A 24,842-nucleotide genomic window follows, 5' to 3' on the forward strand; every position below is an offset into this window, starting at 1 on the left:
GGCCGCAGGTGAGGGAGGACCTCCATGGCTGCACAGACCCGGCCCGGCGCCCACCGCCCCCCGGCCACCGTTGACTTCCGGCTCCTCGGCGACCTCGACGTCCGCATCGGCGGCGTCCGCTGGAAGGCGCCCTCCCGCAAACCCCGGCGGCTGCTCGCCGCGCTCCTGCTGGAGCCGCGCCGCCAGGTCCCCAGGGAACGCCTGCTGCGGGCCGTCTGGGACGGCGAACCGCCCCGCTCGGCCGCCGGGGCGATCCAGGTGTACGCCTCCCAGCTGCGCCGGGTCCTGCCCGGCTGCGCCCTCGTCCACGCCGGGGAGGGCTATCTGCTGGACATCGAACCGCGCACGGTCGACCTGCACCGCTTCCGCCATCTCGTCGCCGACGCCCACGCCCTGCCCACGCGGGCCCGCGCCGCCCGGCTGCGGGAGGCGCTCGGCCTCTTCCGGGGCGAACCCCTCGCCGACATCGGCTCCGACAGCCTGCGCCGCGAGAACGAACCCGTCATCGTCGAAGAGCGCCTCAGCGCCCTGGAACACCTCGCCGACCTCGAACTCGCCCTCGGCCAGGGCGACCGGCTCGTCCCCGAACTGCTGCGCCTCACCCGCGCCCACCCCCTGCGCGAGCGCCTCTGGGAACAGCTCATCCGCTGCCAGACGGCGGCGGGCCACCGCGCCGCCGCCACCGCCAGCTACGAACAGGCCCGCCGCCTCCTCCACGAGGAGCTGGGGGTCAGTCCCGGCCCCGGGCTGCGCGCCTGTCTGCGCGCCCTGCGGGACGGAGACGCGGTGCCGGTGACCGCCGCGGTCCGCGCCACCGCAGCCCGTACCTCGGAGATACGGGGGCCCGGCGGGAGTGCGCGCGCCGCGCACCCGGCCGTGGCGCCCGCGATGTCGGTACGCGAGGGAGGGGGGACGGCTCCCGTGGCTGGGGGCACAGCGGTCCCCGCCGGCCCGGAACCTCTCGTACCGGCTTCCTCCGGCGGGCCGTACGACGGCGCCGCGACGGCCGGTCCTGGCTGGTACGACGGCATCGCGCCGACCGGTCCTGGTTCGTGCGAGGGTGCCGCCTCCGCCGGGGCCGCCGAGGGATCCGAGCGGCCCGCCGACCACACCGCTCCCACGGGCCCCGCTATGCCCATGGGCACTGCTGTACCCACGAGCCCTGCTATGTCCACGGGCCCCGCTGTACCCACGGGCCCCGCCGGGCCCAACATGCTCCCCCGTGACCTCGCCGACTTCACCGGCCGCACCGCCGAACTCGCCCGCGCCCACGCGTTAGCCCACACTCCCGGCCCCCGGGCCGCGATCCTCGCCGTCACCGGCATGGCGGGCGTCGGCAAGACGGCCCTCGCCACCCGGATCGCCCACGAGGTGAGCCCCACCCACCCCGACGGCCAGCTCTTCCTCGACCTCCACGGCCACGACCCGTCGCCGGGCAGTCCCGGTCCACTGCCCGCGCACGAGGCGCTCGACCTGCTGCTGCGGATGCTGGGCGAACCCGGAGGGGACCCCGTCACCAGCACCGAAGGCACCGCCGGAGCCGGTGGCGAGGCCCGGCTCGCGCTCCTCGCCGCCCGCTGGCGGGCCGCGCTCGCCCGGCGCCGGGTGGTGGTCGTCCTCGACGACGCCGTCGACGCCGCCCATCTGCGCCCGCTGCTGCCCGGCGACTCCGCCAGCCTGGTCATCGTCACCAGCAGGCGCCCGCTCGCCGAGGTCGACGGTGCCCAGCCGCTGCCCCTCGGCCCGCTCACCGCCAGCGAGGCCCACGCCCTCCTCGCCGATATCGTCGGTACCGGGCGTGCCGCCCGCACCGGCCCCGCCCCGGCCAATCTCGCCGAGGTCGCCGCCCACTGCGGCAATCTGCCGCTCGCCCTGCGGCTGGCGGGCGTACGGCTGCGCCAGCGGCCCGCCTGGTCGGCGCGGGCCCTGGTACGGGGGCTGCGGGGCGAGGGCGCGCTCGACGAACTGCGGCTGGGCAGCCGGAGCGTCGGCCAGTCCTTCGACACCTCCTACCACCGGCTGCCCGAACCCGAACGGCGGCTCTTCCGCGCGCTGGGCCGACTGTCAGGACCGGACGCCGACGCCGCCGTGGCGGGCACGCTGACCGGACTGCCGCCGCACCAGACCCGCGCGGCGCTGGAGGGCCTGCTCGACCACGGGCTGCTGGAGCAGTGCGCGGGCGACCGCTTCCGGCTCCATCCGCTGCTGCGCTGGTACGCGCTGCGCGCCGCCCGGCGCGAGGAGGCGGAGCACGGCTCCGCCTCCGCCACCGTATGGCACGGGTTACGGGAGCGGGCCGCCCCGGCCGTCCAGCACGAGGGCCCGGAGCGCGCGGCGGCCGTGGTCGGAGCGGAGCACGGGGCGGCCGTGGTCGGAGTGGAACACGGGGCCGTGCGGGACGCTCCGGAACGCCCCGCCGTGTCGGCCGCTCCGGAACGCCCCGCCGGGCCGGTCAGCCCGGAACACTCCGCCGTGCCAGTAGCTCCGGACGGGTCCGCGGTGCCCGCCGTCCGGCCCCCCGGGCGCCCGCTCAGTCCCGACCGTCCGCTGCGTCCGCTACGGGAGCCACGCCCGGCAGTTCACTGGTGAGGACCCGGTCGCCCCGGCGGGGGATACGCCCCACCCGGACCACCGCCTTGGGCGCGGGCTCCGAGCCGAGCGTGCCCGCCAGCCGGGACCGCAGCTCGGCCGGGGACAGCGCCTCGGCGCTGGCGTAGTAGAGGGCGTAGTGCTCACCGCGCACCTCGTCGGCGAGCGGGACGCACACCGCGTCGGTGCCCGGAAGCGCCTCGCGGACCAGCCGTTCGACCCGGTCGAGATCACACCGTACGCCGTTGACCTTCACCAGCCCCGGCCCCCGGCCGGTGCGCCGGAAGGAACGGGGGCCGGTGGGCACCACCAGGTCCGGCATCGTCACCGCGCCGGTGGGCGGCGCGCCGGGGCGGCGGGCGAGCCGGGGGCCGCTCACGGTCAGCCGTCGCGGATCCCGGCCCGCCGGGCGGGTCCAGCCCACGTCCGGCAGGAGGCGCCAGTCGTCCCCGTCCTCCCCGTATGGGCCGATCGCACGGGTGGCCACCGCGCCCGTCTCGGTGGAACCCAGTACCTCCAGGGCCCGGAATCCGGTGCCCGAGAGCCGCTGGACCACCCGGTGGGCGGCGCGGGTCACCTCGGCCGTGCTGTGCACGGCAACCAGCTCACGGCAGGCGGCGAGGGCCGGGGCCGCGCGCAGCAGCAGCGGCCAGGTGGAGGGCAGACAGACCACGAGGGTCCGCGCCTCCGGGACGACGACGAGCGGCTCCAGTACGGCGTCCCAGCGGGGCAGCACGGTGGCCCCGAGCCGCCGGGGCAGTTCGACGCCGAAGATCCGCCCGTACAGATGGCGCGGCGGGGCGTAGCACACCACCTGGTCCACGGGGCCGACCACGGTGGCCAGCAGTTCGGCCTCGGCGGTCAGCTGGGCGGGCGAGCGCAGCCAGCTCACGGGCGCGCCCGTGGTGCCCGAGGTCGCGAACGCGACGGCGCCGCCGCCGCTCACCCGCCCGCTCCGAGCGTGCGGGCGTCCTCCAGCTTGTCGCCGACGAACTGGGCCATCCGCGCGGTCGTGGCGAACCAGTGCCGGATGTCATCGCCGACCAGGTCCACCTCGATGCCGAACTCCGTCTCCACGGCGGTGACGCACTCCATCACGGTCAGGCTGTCGTACGCGTCCCCGAGCGCGTCCCGCAGATCGGCGTCGTCCGGGACCGAGGGGAACTCGGGTCCGAGCCGGGCCGCCAGCAGGAGGCGGAGCCGGGAGTGGAGCGGGTCCAGGGATGTGGTCATGCCGAACGTCCTTCGCTGCCGTCCGCTCCGGCCGGCCGGTCGGAGCGGTGTAGGGGTCCCCCCGCCGCGATATGGACATCGGAGGGGGAGGTGGGGCGGAACTCCAGATAGAAGAAGGGGGTGTGCTCGCTCACCCCGAGCGCCTCGGCGATCCGGGCCGCCAGCTCCGCCCGGAACTCCTCGTCCCGGTCGGGCGAGACGCGGCACACCACCGACGCGTGGTGCAGCCCGGCGCCCTCGGCGGGCCGGGGCAGCGCCGCCACCGGCCAGCCGCCGACGTACACCCGCTCCTCGTCCGCCGGTTCGAACCGGACCACGACATGGTCCCGGCGCACCCCCCGCCCGGTCAGCCAGCGCGTGACGCTCAGCGCGACGGCACGGCGGCGGGCGGCGGACAGCTCGGAGCTGGCGATGGTGATCGTGGGCATGGTGGTCCCGGGGGGAGTGGGCGGACGGAGAGATAGGTACGGGAGGGGCCGGGGCCGTCAGGAGAGCGTCAGCGCGGGCAGTACGGACGGGACGGCGCCGCCGCTCCCCGGCTCCAGCCGGGTCCGCAGCAGCGTGCCCAGCAGGGTGGCGAGCGGACCGCCGCCGCCCGGGGCCAGCGGTGTCCACGCCGTACCGTCCGGGCGGTCCACGGCGGTCAGGAACCTGGCCAGGTGCGCCCGGTCCACCGCCAGGTCCGCGCGCTCATGGGCCACCACCGCGTCATAGGTGGAGAGCAGGTCCGGCAGCCGGTGCCCCTCGTTGGCGAACCCGCCGCCACGGACGCGGTGCTGATCCAGCACCAGTTCCGGCTTCGGTGACCGCTCGCCCGCCGCCACCAGCACGCGGTGGGCCTGCAAGGTCGCGCGCAGGCTCGGCGGGGCGCCCGGCACGGCGGCGTAATGACCGTCGGGGCGGGCACAGCTCGCGGTGAACCGGAGCAGCGCGGGCACGTCGAGCGCGGCCGTGACGGGGATGGCGAGCAGCCGCAGGGTCTCCACGGCGGAGGCCGTGGAGACCAGGTCCGAGCCCCGGCCGCTCCAGTAGCCGAATCCGCCGTCGTCGTTCTGGAGGCCGGTCAGCCACTCCGCGATGACGGCACGGGCGTCCGGGTCGGCGGCGAACGCGCCCGCGGCGACCGCCCACAGGGTGCAGCGGACCTCCGCGCCCCGCCCCGGCATGTACATCACCCCGCCCTCGTTGGGGAGCTGGCAGGACTCCAGCCAGCGCACCAGCTCCGCCCGGCGGGCCGGTTCTGTCACCGGGTCCAGGGCGAGCGCGGAGGTCGTCAGGGCGTCGGCGGCCAGCTCCGGCTCACGGTAGGTGTATCCGCCGCCAGGGGTGGCGAGCGCGGCGATCCTGCGGGTGACGGCGTCGGCGACCGGCTCCGTGGGCGCGCCGAGCGCCCGCAGGGTGCCGACCGCGCAGAAGGAGGCCCACACATCCGCCACCGGATAGCCCTCCCAGCGGACGAACGCCCCCTCGGCGTCCCGCAGGGCCAGCACCCAGGCGACACAGCCGTCCGGGTCGGCGGGGGCCGCGCCAAGCGCCGCGAGGGCGCCGGTGGCCCGGTAGGTCGCCCAGAGGCAGGGCACCTCGCAGCCGGGGGAGAAGCGGAAGCCGCCCCCCGGGTCCTGACGCTCCCGCAACCAGCCGACCAGCCGGGACACATCCCAGGGCGGCGGACTCCCGGGGGCGGCGGAGGCCCAGGCCAGGACGCCGTAGAAGCAGGCGCGGACATCGGCCTCGCCCCGGCGGGCGTGGGCCGGGGTCCAGGCCAGTCCGCCGTCGGCGCTCTGGAGCGAGCGCAACCAGGCGGTGAGCCGGTCACCGTCGGCGGGGAGTCGCGCGGTGTCGGGGAGCTGTCCCGGGTCGGCGGGGAGCGGTGTGGTGTCGGTGAGCTGTCCCGGGTCGGTGGGGAGCGGTGTGGTGTCGGCGGGGGCGCGCTCGGTGTCCGGCCGCTGTCCCGGGTCGGCGGGGGCCGGTGCGGTGCCGCCGGCCTGGGCCAGCAGTACCGCCGTACGGGCGCTGAAGTGCGTCGCCCACACCTCCGCACCCTGGCCCGGCAGCATGCCGTAGGCCTCGCCCGTCCAGGTCTGCTCCAGCCAGCGCGCGCTGCGCTCGGGATCGGGCGGGGGAGAGCCCAGCTCGTGCAGTGCCTGGGTGCAGTAGAAGGTGGCCCAGGCGTCGGAGGCCATGCCCGCGCTCCAGGCGTACCCCCCGTCGTGGTTGCGGCGGGAGAGCAGATAGGCGGCCGTCGCGCCGGGTTCGGTCACCCGGTCGGTCCGGCCGAGCCAGGACAGGGTGCGCACCGCCGCGTAGGTGCACCACAGGTCGGGTTCGCCGGTCCCGGCGCCGACGGCGGCCACCGGGCCCCGCCCGGCGGGACCGTACCGGGTCGGGGCGTCCGTGCCCGGCCCGCTCGGGGCGGCGGGAGCGGCCCCCGTGTCGATGGTGGTCACGGGGCTGTCTCCAGGACTCGGATGTTCGAGCGCTTCCAGCTCTTCTGGGAGGCGCCGCTCTTGGTCTGCCGGGGCAGCGCGTTGACGAAGGCCACCCGGTCCCACGACACCCCCAGGTGTTCCTTGGAGGCGCGCCGCACCTCGTCGGCGGCGTCCGGCTCCCGGGTGCGGTCGGCGCCGGGCAGCCGTTCCAGCAGCAGTCCGGCGAAGTCGCCGGAGGCGGTCACCTCGATCAGATAGCCGGTGGTCTCCGCGGTCGCGAACACCACGTTCTCCACCTCGCGCGGGGTCAGCGGCGAGCCATGGACCGTGAGGGTGTCGGAGGCGCGGCCGTGCACGGTGACCAGCGGGGTCGTCCGGCCGCAGGCGCAGCCGTGGTCCAGGGTCACCAGGTCGCCGGTCCGCAGCCGCAGCAGCGGGCGGGCGTAGGCGTTGAGCGGGGTGACCAGCAGCTGCCCGCTGAGGGTGCCGGAGCCGTCGCGTGGTGACCTGGAACCGTCGCGCGGTGGCCCGGAGCTGTCCCGTGGCGCTTCTTCGGGACCGTCTTCGCTGGCAGACCGTCCGGAGGCGGCGCGTCCGAGCGACGGCCCCGAGCCGAGCGGGACCAGCGGCACGATGCCCTCAGGCCCGCCCGTGTCCAGCTCGAAGTAGGTTCCGGCGGTCAGCAGATGCTGACGGCCCGCCGGGCAGGTCGTGGCGAGGGTACCGGTCTCCGTGGAGCCGTAGCTGGCGTCATGGACCGCCGCACCCCACCACCGCGCCAGGCGCTCGCGGAACGGCACGGTGTTGACCTCCCCGAGCAGCATCAGCCGCCGCACTCCCGTGGCCAGCTCCGGCAGCAGCCCGCGCTGGGCCACCAGCCGGGTCCACTCCAGGGCGACCCCGGGCGCGAGGAAGACGGTCGTCGGCCGGTAGCCGCGCCACAGGTCCACCAGCCGGTCCCAGCCGGTGATACCGGTCGCGAACGGGTAGGCCCGCAGATGCGACAGCTCCAGATAGTCCCCGACCTGGGCGATCAGATCGCCGACTGGCACCACGTCCGAGGGCATCAGACTGAGGATCCGCTCCTGTCCCCCGTCCCGCGCGTCGCCGGTATCCGGGGAGCCGGTGGTATCCCCGAGGGCGGTGGGATCCGAGAGGCCGGCGGTCAGGACCGACCGCCAGGACTCCGCGACCGAGACCGTGTTCCAGAGCACGTCCTCGGCCGTGCGGGGTGTGGGCGTCGGCGTGCCCGTGCTGCCGGTCGTCTCGTAGTAGCGCAGCGCCCGTCCCGCCGTGACGGTCGCGAAGTCGAGCGGCCGGGCCTTGAGTTCCTCGCGCGGTGTGGGCGCCAGCGCGGCGAAGGACGCGGCCGAGAAGGGCCCGATGTCCCGGTACGCGGGCGCCGCCGCGGCCCTCTCCCAGAGCCCGGCGAGTTTACGTACGTAGAAGTCCGGGCCTGGAATTCCGGGATTCTCCACGATCTCCCGTCTGGCCTCGCGCAGGACGTTCAACTGTCGTTCCTGATGCCACATCGAATGCCCCCCGGCACAGCCCGCTGGATGAGATTCGATCGACAGCTAACACCGGGGTTTCGGCCATGTCCATGAGCTTAAGAACTCCTGAAAAGGGGGACCGGAGCGGCTTAATCGCCCCGGCGCCCCGCTTGAGCGGATGTTAAGGCGGGCCGTGCAGGGTTCCCAACCGGCCGGGAAATCCGGGGAGGGAAATCCCGGCCGGGCCGTGTCCGGGAGCCCACCCGCGTGGGCTCCCGGAACGCCACGGCCCTCCCCTGCGGGAACCGGCCCCATGCCGGGGATCCGGTTCCGGCTTCGATCCTCACAGCCTTGGCAGTGGTGGGAAGGTGATGCGAGACATGACACGCAGAAGGATTCTCTATCTCTTTCCCGACCGTAGCTCGGAAATGCTCCGTGCCTATGAGGAGGGGGAGTTCTGGGTCGACTACCGGGCCGCCGCCGAACGGGCCGGACTCGATTTCGCGGTCATCGCGCCCGACCATGTCTCCATCGCCGGGGGAACGGCGTACTGGCGGGACGAACCGCTCTCCCCGGAACGGGACATCATCGTCTACGGGGTGCGCACGGGCCCGACCCACGCCATCGACCTGTGGGCCGGTGTGTCCCTCGTGACGTCCCTGGCGACCCTCGGCTTCTGGCTGCCGATCCCGCTGGAGACCGGGATCCTGCTCAACGACAAGTACGCCACACTGAACGCCTTCCAGGACTCGCCGGTGCCGCCGGTGCCCACCGTGCGGCTCGCCGCCGACCGCGATGTGCACCGGCTGGGCCACTCCCGGCTGGTGCCCGGAGACTGGTTCCCCGTCTTCGCCAAGCCCCTCTCCTGGAGCGGTGGGCAGGGCTGTGTGGTCTGCCCGGACCGGGAGACCCTCGACGCCGTGCTCGGCCTCGCGGCGGGCAGCCGCTCCGGGGTGGCGGTGCAGCCCCGGCTCGACGGCGTCAGCGCCGATATCCGGGTCGTCGCCGTCGAGGGCACCATCGTCGCCATGTTCGACCGGATCCCCCGTCAGGGGTCCACGGTGGCCAATGTGAGCCGTGGCGGGGGCTACGCCATCCGGCACGAGATCGACTCCCGCGCCCACGACCTGGTGAAACTCGCCTCCGACCGGCTCGGTCTCTCCTATCTCTGCGTCGATCTGCTGCTCGCCGACGGGGAGTTGTGGCTCTCGGAGATGGAGGCCGACGGAGCGGTCTCCCGGCTGCTGGCCCCGGCCGATGTGGTCCACCACGTGGTGGCCACCCGGTTCGCGGCGTACGAACGCAGACTGGAGGAGTTCCTGGCGGGCCGCTGAGCCGGTCGACGGTGGCGCGCCTCCCGGCGGTCCGTCCCGCGCACGCTCCCCTGTACCGGGGCCTGACTCCTGACTCCTCCCGGCCCCTGACTCCTGGCTCATGACCCCGACCGACCGACCCGTCCTGGGCGCGCCCCCGGCGAAACCCCGCGTGGGGCCCGCCCGGAGCCGTCCCTCCAGAGGCGAACGACCGTGAGAAAGCGAAGAGGTGAAGCTGTGAGCAGCGCCGCAGCGCTCGGCTATCTGGAACAGTCTCTGGAGCGTGAGTCCACACCCCACGGTGAGGTCCCCGTCGGGCTGTTACTGGGTTCGGTACGGGGACGGGGCCGGGCCTTCGCCGCGGCCGGACTCGACCGTGAGGCGTGGCGGACGGCGCGCGCCCGGTGGATCGCCCGGGCCGACCGGCTCACCCGGGCGATGACCTGGCTGGACACCACGGTCGACAGCGCGGGGGTCACCATCGTGGTCAAGGACACGGTCGATGTGGCCGGGATGCCGACCACACTGGGCCACTCCACCCACCGCCACCACCCCGCCGCCGACGCGCCCGTCGTCGCCCGCGCCCGTGCGCTCGGGCTGGTGGTCAGCGGCAAGGCGTACGCCACGGAGCTGAACATCGGCGCCCCGGGGGATGTGCTCAACCCCGCCTTCCCCGAGCTGTCGCCGGGCGGTTCCAGTACCGGGTCCGCGGTGGCCGTGGCGGCCGGGATCTGCGATCTCGCCATCGCCACCGACGTCCTCGGCTCGTCCCGCTGGCCCGCGGCCAACTGCGGCGTCGCCGGGCTGCGGGTGACCTGGCGGGAGGGACGGCTCGCCCGGACCCTGCCGGTCTCACCCACCCAGGACGCCCTGGGCCTGATGGCCCGCACGGTCGCCGACCTCGGCTGGCTCTGGCGGCGGCGGCTGCTCAGGGAGGCGGACCCCGAGCCCGCCGCCGGGCGGGTCCGGGTGGTGACCGTCGCCAACACCCGCTCCTGCGCCCCGGCCCTGGCCGAGGCGCTCGCCCGCGCGGAGGAGGCGCTGCGCGAACTGGACGTGCCGCTGGGTGAGATGGAGCTGCCGGGCGAGCTGTGGCGGGCCCGCGAGGACGCCTGGGAGCTGTGCGGGCTCGATGTCACCGAGGTGGTGGGCCAGATCGAGGCCACCCTCGGGCTGAGCGTCTCACCCGTGGCACGGGCCTCGCTGGCGCCGGACCCGGCGGCGGGCCGCCGCGCCGAACTCCTGGCCGCGCAGAAGCGGTTCCACACCGAGCTGCTGACCCTGATGGACCGCGAGGGCGCGGACTTCCTGCTGATGCCGGTCAGCTCCACCCCGCCGAAGCGGGTCGTGGAGCGGGCCGGGAAACCCACCCTGCCCAAGCCCGGTGACGGTGACTACACCGACCGCCTCGGCTACACCCCCGTCGCCAGTTTCGCCGGACTGCCCGCGCTGGTGCTGCCCGCTCTCGTCAGCCCGGACGCCGGACCGCTCGCGGTCCAGCTGGTCGGGCGCCCGGACACCGAGGCCACGCTGCTGGAGCTGGGCACGGCGCTGGAGGGCGCCCTGGACGTCCGCCGGGAGCTGGCCGCGCGGGTGGCGCGGACCGTGCTGGAGCCCTGGCCGTCCGGAGGACCGCTGACGGCGGCGGAGAGGGAGGAGCGGTGAGATCCGCTGAGGTCACGGAGACCGCCACGGAGACCGCCACGGAGGATACTGCCGTGGACACGACGACCGTCGCGGCCGTGCGGGCCACGGAGGTGGGGCGAGCCGGAGCCGGGGAGACCACGGAGGCGGCGACGACCGGCACCGGGGGGACCGCCACGGGGAGCGCCGGTCCTTCGTCCCGGCGCGAACCCGCGCCCGTACCCGTACCAGCGCCCGGACGGGAGCCCGCGCCCTCACTTCGACGGGAGCCCGCCCCGCACACCGAACCCCCGCCCCCGCACCGGCTGGGCGCCCTCTCCGCCCTGTCCGTCCGGGCCGAGGCCGCCCGCCTCGCCCTCCTCGGCGGCGCGCCGCCGGACGGTACGGGAGAGAGCGGGCCCGAACAGGTCACCGCCGTCACCCGCGCCCTCGCCGCCAGCCACGGCGGGCAGGTCGTCGCCAGCGGCGGCACCACGGGACGGCTGAAGATCACCACGATCGCCCCCGACCAGGGCATCCCCCGGCTGCTGCGGAGCTGGCGCCCGCTGGGCTCCGGCGATGTGCTGCTCAACCTCTTCCGCCCGGGGCGGCTCTGGGGCGCCCACTACTTCTACAACGCCCTGGCCACCGCCTGCCGTGCCTCGGTCCTGCCGATGGGCCCGGTCGCCGCCGCCGAACTCGGCGACTGGGCGCCGGTCTTCCACGCCACCGGGGTCAACGCCCTCGCGGGCGCCCCCAGCGCGCTCGCCGACTTCGCCGAGGCGGTCGTCGCCGCCGGGGTGAGCCTGCCGGTGGAGACCGTGGTGTGGGCCGGTGAGCCGATGACCGCCGCCCGTCGCGCCGCGCTCATCCGCGCCTTCCCCACGGCCAGGCTCTGGGGCAACTACGGCTCCATCGAGACCTATGTGATCGCCACCAGCCACCCCGGCTGCGGCCCCGGACTCGTCCACCTCCTGCCCGGCCAGGAAGTGGAGTACGACGAGGAGCGGACGCTGCTGACCCGTACGGGCGAGGGCTGGCCCGCCCCTGTCGTCCGCTACCGGCTCGGCGACCGGATCGCGCCCGGAGACTGCCCCTGCGGCGGCCCCGACGCGTTCCGGGTGCTGGGCCGCGCGGACGACCGGCTGAAGTTCCACAACACCATGGTCCGGCTCGGCGATCTGCTGGAGACGGTCCGCGCCGCGCCCGGTGTCACCGACGCCCAGCTCGTGCTCACACCCGACCCGGGCGACCCCGGTGCCCTGGCCGCCCTGACCGTACGCTGCGCCGGGCCCAGCGCCGATCCCGAGGCGGTCCGCGCCGGACTGCTGCGCCGGGTCTACGCGCTCGGCGCCATCGCCGCCCAGCATCCGGCCGCCGTGCGCGTCGAGCGCGCGGACCCGCTGGACCGCAACACCCGTACCGGGAAAGTGATCCCGTACCGCTGGCACCAGCCCACCCCGGGCGGTGACTGACTCGGCCGTCCAGCCCGCCCCGCCCCGTCCACCACCGACCCCGTCCGCCACTGACTCCGCCCACCACCGACCCCACCCACCACCATCCACACCGCCGCTGACCAGAGGGGAGCCGCACCATGGAGCGCGGTACGCCGGTCGAGAACCGGATCACCCGACAGTTCCTGGACGACGCCCGTGGCGAGGACCGCGCGGCCGACACCACGGACCCCGCCTTCGACCGCACCCACGCCTGGCTCGGCAGGCCCGTCTTCAACCGCCCGGCCTTCCTCACGGCCCCCGAGGTCCGCTCCCTCGACCACGATCTGGGGGTGCTGCTGCGGGTGCTGACCACCCTGCCACAGCGGCTCTACGGAGGGGACCCGGCCCGGATGGCACGGGCGCTCGGCCTGCCCGAGGCGCAGGCCGCCGCCATCGCCCGGTGTACCGAACCCGGGAAGCCGGTGCCGGAGCCGGTCCCGGTCGGACGGGCGGACCTGCTGCGCGAGGACGGCCGGTTCCGGCTGGTGGAGTTCAACACCGGCAGCTCGCTGGGCGGTTGTGAGATCGCCGAGATGAGCCGGGCCATGGGCACCCACAAGCCGCTCGCCGCGTTCGCGGAGGAGCACGGGCTCGGCTTCGCCGACCCCGTCGCCGCCATGATGGCCTCCATGGACGCGGTCCGGGCCCCCTCCGGACTGCCGGTCGCGGTCGTGACCTGGCCCGCGCGCCCCGGCGCCGAGCCGGACTTCACCCATCTGCGGCTCTTCCTGCACCAGCTCGGCGGGCTCGGGATCGACGCCTTCCCCTGCCACATCGGACAGCTGCGCTACGAGGGCGGCGCGCTGACCGCGGCCGGGCGCCGGGTCGACCGGCTCTTCCGCACCTTCCAGGTGGGACGGCTGACCGGGGAGCCGGAGTCCGACGCGCTCGCCGCGCCGCTGCTCGACGCCGTCGCCGACGGCGCCGCCGCGCTCTTCGCCCCGCTGGCCACCGACATCTACGGCGGCAAGGACTGTCTCGGCCTGCTCAGTGACGAGGCCCACCGGGACGCCTTCGACGCCGGGGAACGCGAGGTCATCGACCGGCTGCTGCCCTGGACCCGGCCGCTGCGGGCCGGGCGGGCCACCCGGGAGGGCCGCGCGGTGGATCTGCTCGACCACGTACGGGCCGAACGGGAGCGGCTGGTCGTCAAGCCCAGCACCGGGTGCGCGGGCCAGGGGGTCACCGCGGGCTGGGAGCTGACCCCGGCCGAGTGGGAGCGGCGGATCGCCGAGGCCCTGACCACCCCTCACGTCATCCAGGAACGGGTACGGGCCGACAGCGAGCGCTTCCTCGCCGACCCGGCCACCACCGACCCGGCCACCATCGACCCGGCCACCACCGGCCCGGGAGCCGATCCGGCCCCCGCCGCCGCGCCGGGCCCGGCCCCCGTCCCGCGCTCCCTGGTTCCCGCGCTCCTCAGCTGGGGCGTCTTCCACACCGTCCACGGCTTCAGCGGTGCCTTCGTCAAGGGCATCCCCGGCGCCGCCCAGGACATCCGCCGCCTCGGCGACGGCTCCCATGTCGGCTGTGTCTACCACGAGTCTCCCTCGGAGGCGTGATGCCCACCCCCGCCACCGGTGTCGTCGTCGACGCCTACACCACCGGCAACCTGCTCCCCGCCGCTTTCGCCGCCCATGGCGTCCGGCTCGTCCACGTCCAGGCCGCGCCGACGGTCTCCACCGCCCTGCCCCCGCCCGATCTGACCCGCTTCACCGAGAACATCGTCCACGACGGCGAGACCACCCTCGCCCGGCTGCGCGCCCTCGGTCCCGCCTTCGTCATCGCGGGCCAGGACTCCGGCGTGGCGCTGGCGGACCGGCTCAGCGAGGCGCTGGGGCTGCCCACCAACGGCACCGCGCTCTCCCCGGCCCGCTGGGACAAGTACGCCACCGGTGAGCGGCTGGGCGCGTGCGGACTGCGCCGCGCCCTCCAGTTCCGCTCCGGCGACCCGGCCGACCTGGTCCGCTGGCGCAAGGAGAACGCCCCCGAGACCGACTTCCCGGTGGTGGTCAAGCCACTCAGCTCCGCCGGTACGGACCGGGTCCGCCTGTGCCACAGCGACGAGGAGATCGAGGCGGCGGCCCGCGCCGTCCTCTCCGGCCCCGACGTCTACGGCAAGCCCAACACCGAGGTCCTCATCCAGTCCTACCTCGCGGGCACCGAGTACATCGTCGACACCGTCAGCCGCGACGGCGCCCATCTCGTCTGTGGCGTCTGGCGCTACCACAAACGCCTGGTCGCGGGCAGACCGGTGTACGACCGCGATGTCCTGCTCGATCCCGCCGAGGAGCCGGTGCCCGCGCTCGTCGCCTACATCCGGCGCGTGCTCGACGCGGTCGGCGTCCGGCACGGCTCCGCGCACGCCGAGGTCATCGTCACCCCGCACGGCCCGGCGCTGGTGGAGATCGGCCAGCGGATGAACGGCAATATGCACCCCGGGATGCACCAGCGCGCCCTCGGCCATGACCAGGCCGCCCTCACCGCGCTCGCCTATCTGCGGCCCGAGGAGTTCCGCGCCCGGCACGCCGGACGGGTCTACACCCGCCACCGGCCCGCGATGGTCTGCAACGCCGCCACCGAGCGGTCCGGGACCGTCACGGGGATCGACCCGGCGGCGGTGGCCCGGATCGAGGCGCTGCCCGGCGTCCACGCCGTCGCCGTGAAGCTCGCCACCGGCGACCGGATGCGGCCCACCACGGATCTGCTCTCCAGCCCGCTGCGGGTCTTCCTCACCCATGACGACCCCCGCGTCCTGGACGCCGGCGCCGACGCCGTACGCGCGCTCGCCGACACGGTCTACGCGCTCGCGCCGGGGGAGGACCGGCCATGAGCGGCGTCCCGGCGGTGGAACCCGACGCGCCGCCACCGCCCAGCCTCTGGCACCATCGCGACTTCACCCGGTACTGGGTCGGCGAGAGCGCCGCCCGCTTCGGCGCGCAGATCACCGCGCTGGCGCTGCCGCTGCTCGCCGTCGTGGAACTCGACGCCACCCCCGGGCAGGCCGGACTCCTCAACGGTGCCCAGTTCGTCCCGTATCTGCTGCTCACCCTGTTCGCCGGGGTGTGGGTGGACCGGATGCGTCCGCGTCCCTTCCTGATCCTCACCAACGCGGCCCGCGCGCTGCTGCTGACGCTGGTGCCGGTGCTGTTCTGGCTCGACGCGCTGAGCATGCCGGGGCTCTACGTCACCGGCTTCGTGGTGGGGTCGCTGGCGGTGCTCTACGACCTGTCCTCGTCGACCTGTCTGCCCGCCCTGGTGGGCAAGGAGCGGCTGGCGGAGGCCAACAGCCGGGTCCAGGGCAGCGGTTCCGTGGCCCGGATCGCCGGTCCCGGCCTCGGCGGTCTCCTGGTCCAGGCCATCGCGGTACCCGCCACCCTGGTCGCGAGCGCGGGCATCCATGTGCTGGCCGCCCTCTCGCTGCTGCTGGTGCGCGCCGAGGAACCGGAGCGCCGCACGGCGGCGAGCAAGCCCATGCTGAAGGAGATAGCGGGTGCCCTGCGCTTCGTCGCCCACAACCCCTATCTGCGGGTCTCCGCCTTCCGCGCGGGTTTCAACAACCTCTTCTTCATGGCCATGCAGACGGTGCTGCCGCTCTTCGTCCTGCGTGAACTGGGCCAGTCCACCGGCACGCTCGGCCTGGTGCTCGCCACCGGGGCCGTCGGATCCCTGATCGGGGCGGTCCTCGCGGTCTCCGTCGCCAAGCGGTACGGAACCGGGCGGGCCATCGTGATCGGCTTCGGCGCGGGCTCGTTCGCCCAGGCGCTCACCCCGGTGGCGGGCGGCCCCACCGCCGCGGTCCTGGCGGTGCTGCTCGGCTCGTTCCTGCTCGGCGGGATCGGCACCACCATCGGCAACGTCCATCTCGCCACCCTCACCCAGACCGTGACCCCGCCCCACATGCTGGGCCGCACCAACGCCGCACTGCGCTTCCTGACCTGGGGCACCATGCCGGTCGGTGCCCTGCTCGGCGGCTGGCTCGGCGAGCTGATCGGTCTGCGCGCCACCCTGGTCATCACGGCGGCCGGGTTCACCGTCTCCCTGGTGCTGATCGCCTTCTCCCCGGTCGGACGGCTGCGGGAGCTGCCGGAGGAGGCACGCTGGGACGGATGAGCCGGTCCAGGGGCCGTGCGGGAGTCCCCCGGGGAGGCGCCGACATGCTCCGCGCCTCCCCGGGGACGCACTCAGCAGGCCACGCCGAAGCCGTCGCCGGGACCCGAGCGACCCTGGGCCTCCAGCGTGAGCCGTAGCGCGGCGAGCGCGGAGACGTCCAGGGCGAACCGGCCGGCCGGGAGCGGCCCGGGTCCGCCGTCGTGGAGTGCGCCCGGGCATCCGTCCCGTCCCGGGAGCGGGCCGCCGCGCTCCGGTGGCACGGGCGGGACCCGGTGCGGTTCGTCGTCCAGCGGGACGGCGTCGAAGGACACGAGGACGGCCCGCAGCCGTGCGCCCTCCGCCCGTACCAGCACCCGCGACGGCGGCAGTGCGCCCACGGCCAGGCCGCGCCGGTGGACCGCGCGCACGGCCGCCGCCACGGCCTCGTAGACCCGCTCCGCCGTACCGGGCCCGGTGTCGAGCGCGTCGAGCGGTGTTCCGTCGGCGTACTCCTCCACCAGGTACTCGCGTTCGCCCAGCGTCACGTAGTCGACCACATCGGGAACGCAGGACAGCCCCCGCAGCCGCAGCAGCACATCCCGCTCATGCCGCAGCCGGTCCCGCGCGTCACGCCCGTCGCCGTCCACGCCCGCGTACGGATGGGCCTCCTTGACCAGCAGCCGCCGCCCGGTGCCGGGCTCCTTGGCCGCGTAGACCGCGCCACCGCGGTAGCGGCGCAGGAGGTGGGTGACGCCGTACGGGAACGACGCGACGCCCCGCCGGGGCTGGCGCCCCAGCTCCTGCCGGACGACGGCGGGCGGTGTGACCCACTCCGGGATGCGGAACTCCGGCCCCCGGGTGTCGGGCACCAGTGTCCCGCGCCCGTCCTCGATCCCCGGGTGGGTCCGTCCGGCGCCGTCGTGGACCGGGCGGTGACGGGTCGCCGCGTACCGTACGTACAGCGGTCCGCCACGCCAGCGCAGACTGTCGCAGAGCGACGGCCCCGGGCGGCCGTGGAGCAGTCCGCCCAGTTCCTCCAGGGTCCGGGCCAGTCCCGGCTCCCCGGCGGGATAGAGCGTCGCGAGCCCGCCGCTCCCCGAGGGGTCGGCGCCGCGGGTGTTCTTGCGCGCGAGTTCCCGGGGCCCGGCGGTGACCGTGACCGGCAGCCGCCGGGCCACCGCGTACTCCCAGACGGTCCGCGCGGTCTCGGCGGCGTTCGCGCCGGTCGCCGAGACATGGATCTGCCAGCCCTGCGGCGGTACGCGGGTGCCGGGCGGCTCATAGCGGCGGCCGTCCCGCGTTCCGCCACGGCGCCAGCCCTCCGGCAGTGTCCGGCCGTGGATGTCGAACGGCGCGGTGCGGGCGCCGTGTGGTGAGTGAGGAGGCTCCTCCTGAGAGCCCCGGTGCCGCTTGGAGCGCGGGTCCATCGCTTCCCCCCGATGCGTGGTGTCCCTGTGCCGAAGTGCCCATCCTGCCCGGCGGTCGTGGCAGTCCCGTGGCGCTCCGGCGGATGCTTCCCGCCGCGCGCGGTGGGCGCCCGTCAGGCGCGCGGGAGCCGGTGGCGGTAGGCACCCCGCTCCGCGATCAGGCGCGGCAGTGCGTATCTGCTGGTCACCAGGACCGCGACGCCGTCTCCCGGCAGCAGCGGCTCCACCTGCTCCGCCGACTCGGCCCCGTCCAGCACGAGCAGCACGCGGCGCCCGCTGAGCGCGGCCCGCAGCAGCGCGCTGCGAGCCTCCCGCGCCCGGGGGAGCCCCAGGGCCGGGAAGCCGAGCGCCCCCAGCAGCGTCTCCAGCACCGAGTCCGTGGTCACCGGGGCTCCGTTCCCGTCGTCCTGGAGGTCGGCGTACAGACATCCGTCGGGGAAGAGCGTCCGGGCGTCATGGGCCCATCGCACCGCGAGGGCGCTCTTGCCCGCGCCGGCCGGGCCCTGGAGGACCACCGTGCTCCGCCCGGTGGACCGCGCCGCCGCGAAGAGGGCGTCGAGGACCTCGCGGTCGGTGTGACGCGGCCCGTCGCGGCCGCTCCACGGAGGTGGCACGGGCAGGGTACGGGCGGGGGCGCGGTAGGGCCGGTGGGCGGGCGTGGCGGTGTGCCCGCCGGGCGGCGGAGACGGCACCGGGGCGCGGGCGGGGCCGGTCGCCGGGGCCGCGACGCGTTCCCCGACCGGCGCGGTCCGGGCCCCGGGACCCGGGACGGGGCGCGGCGGTACGCCGTCCTCCGCGTCGCCCGGCCGGGGGTCCCGGAGCGGGATCCTCCGCGTGACGTGGACGGGAGCCGACCGGTGGGTGGCGCGCGGCCAGACCCCCGTCGCGGCTGCGGTTCTGCCTGCGGCTCCGGTACTGGCTTCTGTACTGGCTCCGGTTCCGGTTCTGGCTTCTGTACTGACTTTGGTTCCGGCTCCGGTTCCGGTTCCGGTTCCGGTTCCGGTTCTGGTCGTGGCGGCCGGAGCGAGGGAACGCGCCGCGCGGATGGTGCTCGGACGACGTGCCGCCGTGACGGTGGCCGCGGCGGGGCGGGCGGGGGAGCCGGCCGTGCTCCCGGCGCGTGCGGCGGTTCCGCCCCGCACGGTGCCCATGGCGGGGGCGGTGGTTCCGTCGCGCCGGGCGCTGGTGGTGGGGCCGCCCGGTACGGCGCCGGTGGTCCCGGTACGGAGGGCGGCCCTCGCCGCCGGGATGCCCCCGGTGGTCCCCGTGCGTGCGGTGGCCCTCGCCGCCGGGGTGCCCCCGGTGGCGAGCGTGACTCCCGCGCCGGGCCGTGTCCCCGTGCCGGAGCCTGACCGGGTGCCCGCGCCCGCGCCCGTGCCCGTGCCCGTCCCCGTGCCCGCCGCGCGTCGCTCCGTGGCCCGCTCCAGGCCCGGCTCCGGCCGCGTCCGGGCGGTTCCGTGCGCACGGGCGGTTCCGCGTGCCCCGGACCCGGACCCGGGGGCGGCGGCGGGGGCTGCTCCGGGTGTCCTGGCCGCGGTGGCGGGGGCGGTTCCGGGTGCCCCGGCCCTGCTCACCATGCCCGCCACGGTTCCCTGACGCGTCCGGGCCCCGACGGTGGAGGCGGAGGTATCGGGTCCCGTGCCCGCCGCGTGCCGCTCCGCCCCGGCGACCAGCAAGGTCCGGTGCGCCTCGCGCAGCGCGGGCCCGGGGGAGACCCCCAGCCGCTCGGTGAGCAGCCGCCGGCACCGCTCGTACTCCCGCAGCGCCTCCGCCTGACGACCGCTCAGGTGCAGCGCGTACAGCAACTGGCGCCAGAAGCGCTCCTGGAGTCCGTCCCGGGCGAGCACCTCGCGCAGCGCCCCCACATGGCGCTCCCCCTCGCCCCGGCGGAGCCCGATCTCGATCCGCCGGTGGAGGGTGGTGAGCCGCTCCTCCTCCAGCACGGGCACCGTGTGCTGCTGGAGGGAGTCGGTGGCCACCCCGGCGAGCGGTGCGCCGCGCCAGAGCGCCAGGGCGCGGTCGAGGAGAACGGTCTCGGCCGTCACCGACGGCGCGGCGGTGGCCCGCTCGACCAGCCGCCGGAACTCCGTCGTGTCGACCGTGGTCCGCTCCGCGTCCAGCCGGTACCCTCCGTCCCCGCTCGCGACCAGCGTGGGCCCGTCGGTGCCGATGGCGTCCCCCAGCACCCGGCGCAGCCGCTTGACATGGCCGCGCACGGTGGTCCGGGCGGCCCCCGGCGGGTTCTCGTCCCACAGCGTGTCGATGATCTCCTCGACCGGGACGACACGCCCCGTCCGCAGTGCCAGCGTGGCGAGCAGGGTGCGCTGACGCCCCTGGGGGACATAGAGCTCCCGGCCTCCCCCGAGGACCAGAAACGGCCCCAACAGGCCGATGCGCAGGGTGCTCATCCCCCACCCCCGTGCCGCCGATCTCCCCCGAAACCAGTCATAGAGTCCACTTTCTCTCTCGGGGGCTCAGCTGGACTCCGCCCGCCGGGGCTCGTGCCGGGTGGGGCGCACGGCGCGATGGCCGGTGCGATCCCCCTCGGTCGAGCGCACGATCCGGCTCATGGGCGCCCTGTCCGCCCCCAGAGGACAGGGCGCCCGATCGATCGGGCCTCTGGGACCGCGTGGTGCGCCGTCCCTGTGCCCTGAGCCCTTTCTAACCCGGTTTCGTTGTCCGATGTCGCGCGGGGACGCTGGACAAACAAACCCAGACAATGGCGCCAGGCTGCGGGGGAATGGTTTTCCGCCGCGGCGCGCGGGTCAATCGGCCGACTCGGTGCCAAAGTCGGCGGCCGCGGGCCGCGGTCCGTGCGCGGGGCCCCGGAGCCTCCGATTCCAGGAGCGGAAGGCCGTCTCCTAGCGGTGCTAGCACCGGCGCGTCGCTCCGCATGCGCCCCGTGAGCGCTCCCCGGTTCTCCACCAACCGGGTGCCACGCGCGGCCACGCACCCGATAAGACCCGGCCACACGGCGTCGCCCCGGTTATGCTCCCCGGGCCTCGTCGGCACGGTGCCCCGGGGGTGTGGGACGACCGAGAGGAGCGGGCATGCGCGCCGAGGAGTGGGCCGTGGCGGCCACCTACCATGGCGAGGGGCCGTGCTGGGACCCGGTGGTGGGGAAGCTGCGGCTGGTCGACCAACTGGCGGGGAACCTGCTGACCTTCGAGCCCGACACCACCCACACCCGTCGTCATGTCGGCGACGTGGCGGCGGCCTGGCGCCCGCGCGCCGCCGGGGGACTCGTCGTCGCGGTCGAGCGCGGCTTCGCCCTCGTCACCCCGGAAGGCCAGGTCAGCCCCGGCAACGAGCTGTGGAGCGACACCACGCTGCGGATGAACGACGGCGGCTGCGACCCCGCGGGGAACTTCTACTGCGGCACCATGGCCTATGACTTCGGCCGCGACCGGGCCCGGGTCTTCCGGCTCACCCCCGAGGGCGATGTCTCCGTCGTCCACTCCGGGGCCTCCCTCTCCAACGGCCTGGTCTGGTCGCTGGACGGCACGTTCGCGTACTACGTCGACACCCTCGCCGAGTGCGTGGCCCGGGTGACCGTCGATCCCGAGTCCGGCCACTTCTCCACCCCCGAGCCGTGGGTGACCGTCGATCCGGGCCAGGGCTACGCCGACGGCCTCGCCCTCGACTCCGAGGGCGGACTGTGGGTGGCGCTCTGGAAGGGCGGCGCCGTCCACCGCTACACACCGGACGGTGTGCTGGACGCGGTCGTCGAGGTGAACGCCCGGCAGGTCACGGCGTGCGCGTTCGGCGGCGACGACTACAGCAGGCTCTTCATCACCACCTCACGGCTGGACATCGCGCCCGGCGACGACCCGGCGGCGGGAACGGTCTTCGCCGTCGACCCGGGGGTCAAGGGCGCCGCCCCGCTGCTGTTCGCGGGCTGACCCGCCGCCGGGGCGCTCCGCGGGACCCCACCTCGTGTCGCGCTCCGCTCCCGTCCGTGCCCGCGCGTCGCCCTGGTCACGCGCGCCGCCCCTGGTCTCGCGTACGGCGTCGCGGACGCACGCGCACCGTTCCCCGCCCGCGCGCCGCCCGTTCCCGGGAGCCGCGCCGCCCGTACCTGACCGTGTGCCGTCCGCCCGCACGCCCCCGGCCAGGAGCGCACATGCCCGGCCACGGATGGGACGCGCCCGGCCAGGGATGGGACGCCCCCGGCAAGCGACGGACGCCCCGGTTTCCGCCTTCCCGTTTGCGATCACCCGGGCCCCGGCGTAGGAACGTACGGGGAAGGCGCGCGCCGTTCGTCCGGTGAACGGCCCAGGGCGCGCCGTACCGCACCGAGAGACGCGCCGACACGCTCCGCGCGCCCGGGAGGCGCGTTCGCGGCGCCAGGGGAACGCGCTCCGCGCGCACCGCTCGTGTCAACCGACCCGTACGGGGGGAACCGAGAGGGGTGCCCTCGTGGCGACAGACATCCACGCCCACGTCTGGACCGACGACTACCTGGATCTGCTCCAGGGATTCGGCAAGACCGACACCGACACCCAGCGCGGACTGGGCGCGGGCGCGTCGGACGCGGAGATGGAGGCGCGGTTCGCGCTCATGGACCAGGCGGGTATCCCACGGCAGGTGATCTCCGTGCCGCCCCAGTCGCCGCACTTCGCCGACGAGGGCCACGCGGTGCGCGCCGCGCGGGCCGCCAACGACCTCTACGCGGAGGTGGTCCGCCGCTGGCCCGACCGCTTCCGCGCCTTCGCCGCGCTGCCCTTCCCCCATGTCGACGCCGTCCTGGCCGAACTGGCCCGCTGCCTGGACGAGCTGGGCATGGTGGGCGCCGCCACCACCACGTCGATCCTGGGCCGGACGATCGCCGACCCCGTCTTCGCGCCCGTACTCGATGAACTCGACCGGCGCGGCAGTGTGCTGTACATCCACCCGGCCGGGGTGGGAGCCGAGTCCGCGTTGATCGCCGACCACCATCTGACCTGGATGATCGGTGCCCCGATCGAGGACACCGTCTCGGTGATGCACCTGATCCTCGCCGGGATCCCCAGCCGCTACCCCCGGCTGCGGATCGTCAACTCCCATCTGGGCGGGGCGCTGCCGATGGTTCTCGCCCGGGCGGACCACCAGTACGGCTGGGAGGCCCCGGACACTCCGGAGAAGCCCTCGGTCGCGGCCCGCCGGATGTGGTACGACACGGTCGGCCACGGTCATGTGCCCGCGCTGATCGCGGCGGTCGAGTCACTGGGCGCGGACCGGCTGCTGCTCGGCACCGACTTCCCGTACCAGGCGGGCGAGCAGTTCCTCGACGCCAGCGGCTACATCCGGCACTCCGGACTGCCCGGGGACCAGGTGACGGCCATCCTCGACAGCAACGCCCAGCGGGTCATCACGTGGTGAAGACCGCACGGGGGGCTGCCCTCCGCCTATGATCGCCGTCCCGGGTGGCCGCGCCGGTCGCCCCGGTCGCCCCGAGCGACCGGCCACGTCACGGTGTAGTCGTCGCGTAGTCATCTGGGGTTGTCCACCGAGCGAGCGAGAGGCCGACGGCATGGCGGAACCCCAGTCCTTCCTCGTCACCGGTGGCGGTACCGGCATCGGCGCCGCCACCGTCCGGCGGCTGCGGGCCGACGGCCACCGTGTGGTGTTCTCCGGGCGCCGTTCCGACCCCCTGGAGGCCGTCGCCGAGGAGACCGGAGCCCTCGCGCACCCCTCCGACATCACCGACCCGGCCGCCGTGGAGGAACTGGTCGCGGCCACCGTGGCCGCCCACGGTGGGATCGACGGCATCGTGCTGAACGCGGGCGTCGCGCGCGGCGGCACCGTGGACCAGCTCAGTGTCGAGGACTGGGATCTGGTGATGCGCACCAACGTCACCGGCCCGTTCCTGCTGCTGCGCGCCGCCCTGCCGCATCTCCTGGAGTCCCGGGGGTCCGTGGTCGCCGTCGCCTCGGTGGCCGCGCTGCGCGCCGCGCCGGGCTCCGCCGTCTACGGGGCCTCCAAGGCGGCCCTGCTCCAGCTCTGCCGCTCCTTCGCCGTCGACTACGGGCCGCGCGGGGTGCGCGCCAACACGGTCTGCCCCAGCTGGGTGCGGACCGAGATGGCGGACCGCCGGATGGCCCGCTTCGCCGACGAGGCCGGGCTCGACGGCACCGAGGCCGCCTACACGGAGGCCGCCCGGTTCCTGCCGGTCGGCCGCCCCGCCGACCCCGGCGAGATCGCCGAGGCCATCGTCTGGCTGCTCTCCCCGGCGGCCTCCTTCGTCAACGGCGCGGCCCTCACCCTCGACGGCGGTGTCACCACCCTGGACCCGGGCACCCTTCCCTTCGCCTACCAGGTCACCCCCCGCACACCCGGGTGATCCTCCGCCCCGTACGCCGGGCGCGCTCGTTCCCCTCGTCCGCGAGGACCGGCGCGTCCCGGCGGCCCGTGTCCGCGCGTACGAGGACGGGGGGCGCGGGGACGGGCCTCCGGGGACGGGGGTGCGGGAACGGGGCGCGGCCGGGTGCGGACCGATGGCTGCCGGGCACCGGGTGGTTCACGGTCCGTCAGCCCCGGTGCGCCCCCGGCCCGGTGCCGCCCCCGGCACCGTCAGCGTGTGTCGCGGAGCGTCAGGACATAGGTCGCGGTCAGGGCCACCGCGCGGTCCTCGTCCCGGGACAGCTCCCTGAGGGCCTGTGCGGCCGGGGTCCCCGGGATGTCCGCGAGCGCCTGGGCCAGCCGTCGGCGTGCCAGCGGATCCGCGCCGCGGGCCAGCCGGTCGACGACACCGGCGGCGATCCGGTCCGCGAGCGCGGGGTCGCCCGCCAGCGCGCCGAGCGCGTCGGCCGCGTCGGTGTCGCGCGTTCCCTCGGCGACCATGCCGATGAGCGTCGGGACCGCGTCGGGACCGCCCCGCCCGCCGAGCGCCACGGCCGCGTTGCCACGGACCACGACGTCGGAGTGGGCCAGGGCGACCCGCAGCAGCGCGGTCGCCGCCTCGCCCGGAAGCTCGGCGATGGACTGGACGGCGCGTTCGCGCACCGGGGCCTGGGGCGCGTCGAGCCCCTCCGCCAGCCGGGCCAGGCCAGCGTCGCCCGTGTGCGCCAGAGCCCAGCGCAGGGCCCCGGCGACATGGGGATCCGACTCGCCCAGCACCGCCTCGGCCAGCGCGTCCACCGGCACCGGAACCTCGTCGACCGAGGAC

At 75.4% G+C, this 24,842-nt stretch carries 18 protein-coding genes; 10 read left to right on the forward strand and 8 right to left on the reverse strand.

Going from position 1 to position 24,842, the window contains the following annotated elements:
• Positions 1 to 24: 24 nt before the first annotated feature.
• Entirely contained in the window at positions 25 to 2,589 is a 2,565-nt protein-coding gene (locus tag ACFVIM_RS15775) for a BTAD domain-containing putative transcriptional regulator (protein ID WP_384301418.1), read from the forward strand.
• Here ACFVIM_RS15775 and ACFVIM_RS15780 read toward each other — a convergent pair.
• Genes ACFVIM_RS15780 through ACFVIM_RS15800 form a run of 5 tightly spaced genes read right to left on the reverse strand, consistent with a single transcriptional unit; the run spans position 2,531 to position 7,762 of the window.
• Complete coding sequence (locus tag ACFVIM_RS15780) at positions 2,531 to 3,535, reverse strand: AMP-binding protein (protein ID WP_384301419.1); 1,005 nt, start codon at positions 3,533 to 3,535, stop codon at positions 2,531 to 2,533. The two genes, ACFVIM_RS15775 and ACFVIM_RS15780, sit on opposite strands and share 59 nt — an antisense overlap.
• Positions 3,532 to 3,822: an acyl carrier protein gene (locus tag ACFVIM_RS15785; RefSeq protein WP_384301421.1), complete on the reverse strand. Its 291-nt coding sequence runs from the start codon at positions 3,820 to 3,822 to the stop codon at positions 3,532 to 3,534. Before ACFVIM_RS15785 ends, ACFVIM_RS15780 begins: the two co-directional genes overlap by 4 nt.
• Complete coding sequence (locus tag ACFVIM_RS15790) at positions 3,819 to 4,250, reverse strand: hypothetical protein (RefSeq protein ID WP_384301422.1); 432 nt, start codon at positions 4,248 to 4,250, stop codon at positions 3,819 to 3,821. Before ACFVIM_RS15790 ends, ACFVIM_RS15785 begins: the two co-directional genes overlap by 4 nt.
• A gap of 57 nt (positions 4,251 to 4,307) precedes the next feature.
• A complete protein-coding gene (locus ACFVIM_RS15795; protein ID WP_384301424.1) occupies positions 4,308 to 6,269 on the reverse strand; it encodes a prenyltransferase/squalene oxidase repeat-containing protein in 1,962 nt (653 codons plus the stop codon).
• Entirely contained in the window at positions 6,266 to 7,762 is a 1,497-nt protein-coding gene (locus ACFVIM_RS15800) for a phenylacetate--CoA ligase family protein (RefSeq protein WP_384301426.1), read from the reverse strand. The genes ACFVIM_RS15795 and ACFVIM_RS15800 overlap by 4 nt, the downstream gene beginning before the upstream one ends.
• 362 nt (positions 7,763 to 8,124) lie before the next feature.
• Here ACFVIM_RS15800 and ACFVIM_RS15805 point away from each other — a divergent pair, with 362 nt between their 5' ends.
• The 6 genes from ACFVIM_RS15805 to ACFVIM_RS15830 all read left to right on the forward strand — a co-directional run bounded on the left by ACFVIM_RS15805 (position 8,125) and on the right by ACFVIM_RS15830 (position 16,289).
• Entirely contained in the window at positions 8,125 to 9,078 is a 954-nt protein-coding gene (locus ACFVIM_RS15805) for a RimK family alpha-L-glutamate ligase (RefSeq protein ID WP_384301427.1), read from the forward strand.
• 216 nt (positions 9,079 to 9,294) lie between these two features.
• Positions 9,295 to 10,722 (forward strand): amidase family protein, encoded by a 1,428-nt coding sequence (locus ACFVIM_RS15810; RefSeq protein WP_384301428.1) that lies wholly within the window; start codon positions 9,295 to 9,297, stop codon positions 10,720 to 10,722.
• Positions 10,723 to 10,775: 53 nt separating this feature from the next.
• Positions 10,776 to 12,155 carry a hypothetical protein gene (locus tag ACFVIM_RS15815; RefSeq protein WP_384301429.1) on the forward strand — a complete coding sequence of 460 codons (1,380 nt, stop codon included), beginning with the start codon at positions 10,776 to 10,778 and terminating at the stop codon, positions 12,153 to 12,155.
• Positions 12,156 to 12,274: 119 nt separating this feature from the next.
• Positions 12,275 to 13,738 (forward strand): hypothetical protein, encoded by a 1,464-nt coding sequence (locus ACFVIM_RS15820; RefSeq protein WP_384301431.1) that lies wholly within the window; start codon positions 12,275 to 12,277, stop codon positions 13,736 to 13,738.
• Complete coding sequence (locus ACFVIM_RS15825) at positions 13,738 to 15,009, forward strand: ATP-grasp domain-containing protein (protein ID WP_384301432.1); 1,272 nt, start codon at positions 13,738 to 13,740, stop codon at positions 15,007 to 15,009. Before ACFVIM_RS15820 ends, ACFVIM_RS15825 begins: the two co-directional genes overlap by 1 nt.
• Complete coding sequence (locus ACFVIM_RS15830) at positions 15,006 to 16,289, forward strand: MFS transporter (RefSeq protein WP_384301433.1); 1,284 nt, start codon at positions 15,006 to 15,008, stop codon at positions 16,287 to 16,289. Before ACFVIM_RS15825 ends, ACFVIM_RS15830 begins: the two co-directional genes overlap by 4 nt.
• A gap of 71 nt (positions 16,290 to 16,360) precedes the next feature.
• On the opposite strand, the gene ACFVIM_RS15835 is transcribed toward ACFVIM_RS15830, so the two are convergent.
• Positions 16,361 to 17,695, reverse strand: coding sequence for a hypothetical protein (locus ACFVIM_RS15835; RefSeq protein WP_384301435.1), 1,335 nt, complete (start codon positions 17,693 to 17,695; stop codon positions 16,361 to 16,363).
• Positions 17,696 to 17,808: 113 nt separating this feature from the next.
• The gene (locus tag ACFVIM_RS15840; RefSeq protein ID WP_384301436.1) at positions 17,809 to 20,103 is read right to left on the reverse strand and encodes a BTAD domain-containing putative transcriptional regulator; all 2,295 of its coding nucleotides are present in this window, start codon (positions 20,101 to 20,103) and stop codon (positions 17,809 to 17,811) included.
• A gap of 642 nt (positions 20,104 to 20,745) precedes the next feature.
• Between ACFVIM_RS15840 and ACFVIM_RS15845 the strand changes: the two genes are divergently transcribed.
• The 3 genes from ACFVIM_RS15845 to ACFVIM_RS15855 all read left to right on the forward strand — a co-directional run bounded on the left by ACFVIM_RS15845 (position 20,746) and on the right by ACFVIM_RS15855 (position 24,017).
• On the forward strand, positions 20,746 to 21,597 hold the full coding sequence (locus ACFVIM_RS15845) for an SMP-30/gluconolactonase/LRE family protein (protein ID WP_384301437.1): 852 nt from the start codon (positions 20,746 to 20,748) through the stop codon (positions 21,595 to 21,597).
• A 517-nt stretch (positions 21,598 to 22,114) separates the two neighbouring features.
• Positions 22,115 to 23,056 (forward strand): amidohydrolase family protein, encoded by a 942-nt coding sequence (locus ACFVIM_RS15850; RefSeq protein ID WP_384301439.1) that lies wholly within the window; start codon positions 22,115 to 22,117, stop codon positions 23,054 to 23,056.
• Between the two features lie 151 nt (positions 23,057 to 23,207).
• Positions 23,208 to 24,017 carry an SDR family NAD(P)-dependent oxidoreductase gene (locus ACFVIM_RS15855; RefSeq protein WP_384301440.1) on the forward strand — a complete coding sequence of 270 codons (810 nt, stop codon included), beginning with the start codon at positions 23,208 to 23,210 and terminating at the stop codon, positions 24,015 to 24,017.
• Positions 24,018 to 24,247: 230 nt separating this feature from the next.
• On the opposite strand, the gene ACFVIM_RS15860 is transcribed toward ACFVIM_RS15855, so the two are convergent.
• Positions 24,248 to 24,842, reverse strand: a 595-nt coding sequence (locus tag ACFVIM_RS15860) for a HEAT repeat domain-containing protein (protein ID WP_384301441.1), incomplete at its 5' end; no start/stop codon positions are given.

Origin of the sequence: Streptomyces sp. NPDC057638 (genome assembly GCF_042800315.1) — a bacterium.
Taxonomy (GTDB): Bacteria; Actinomycetota; Actinomycetes; order Streptomycetales; family Streptomycetaceae; genus Streptomyces.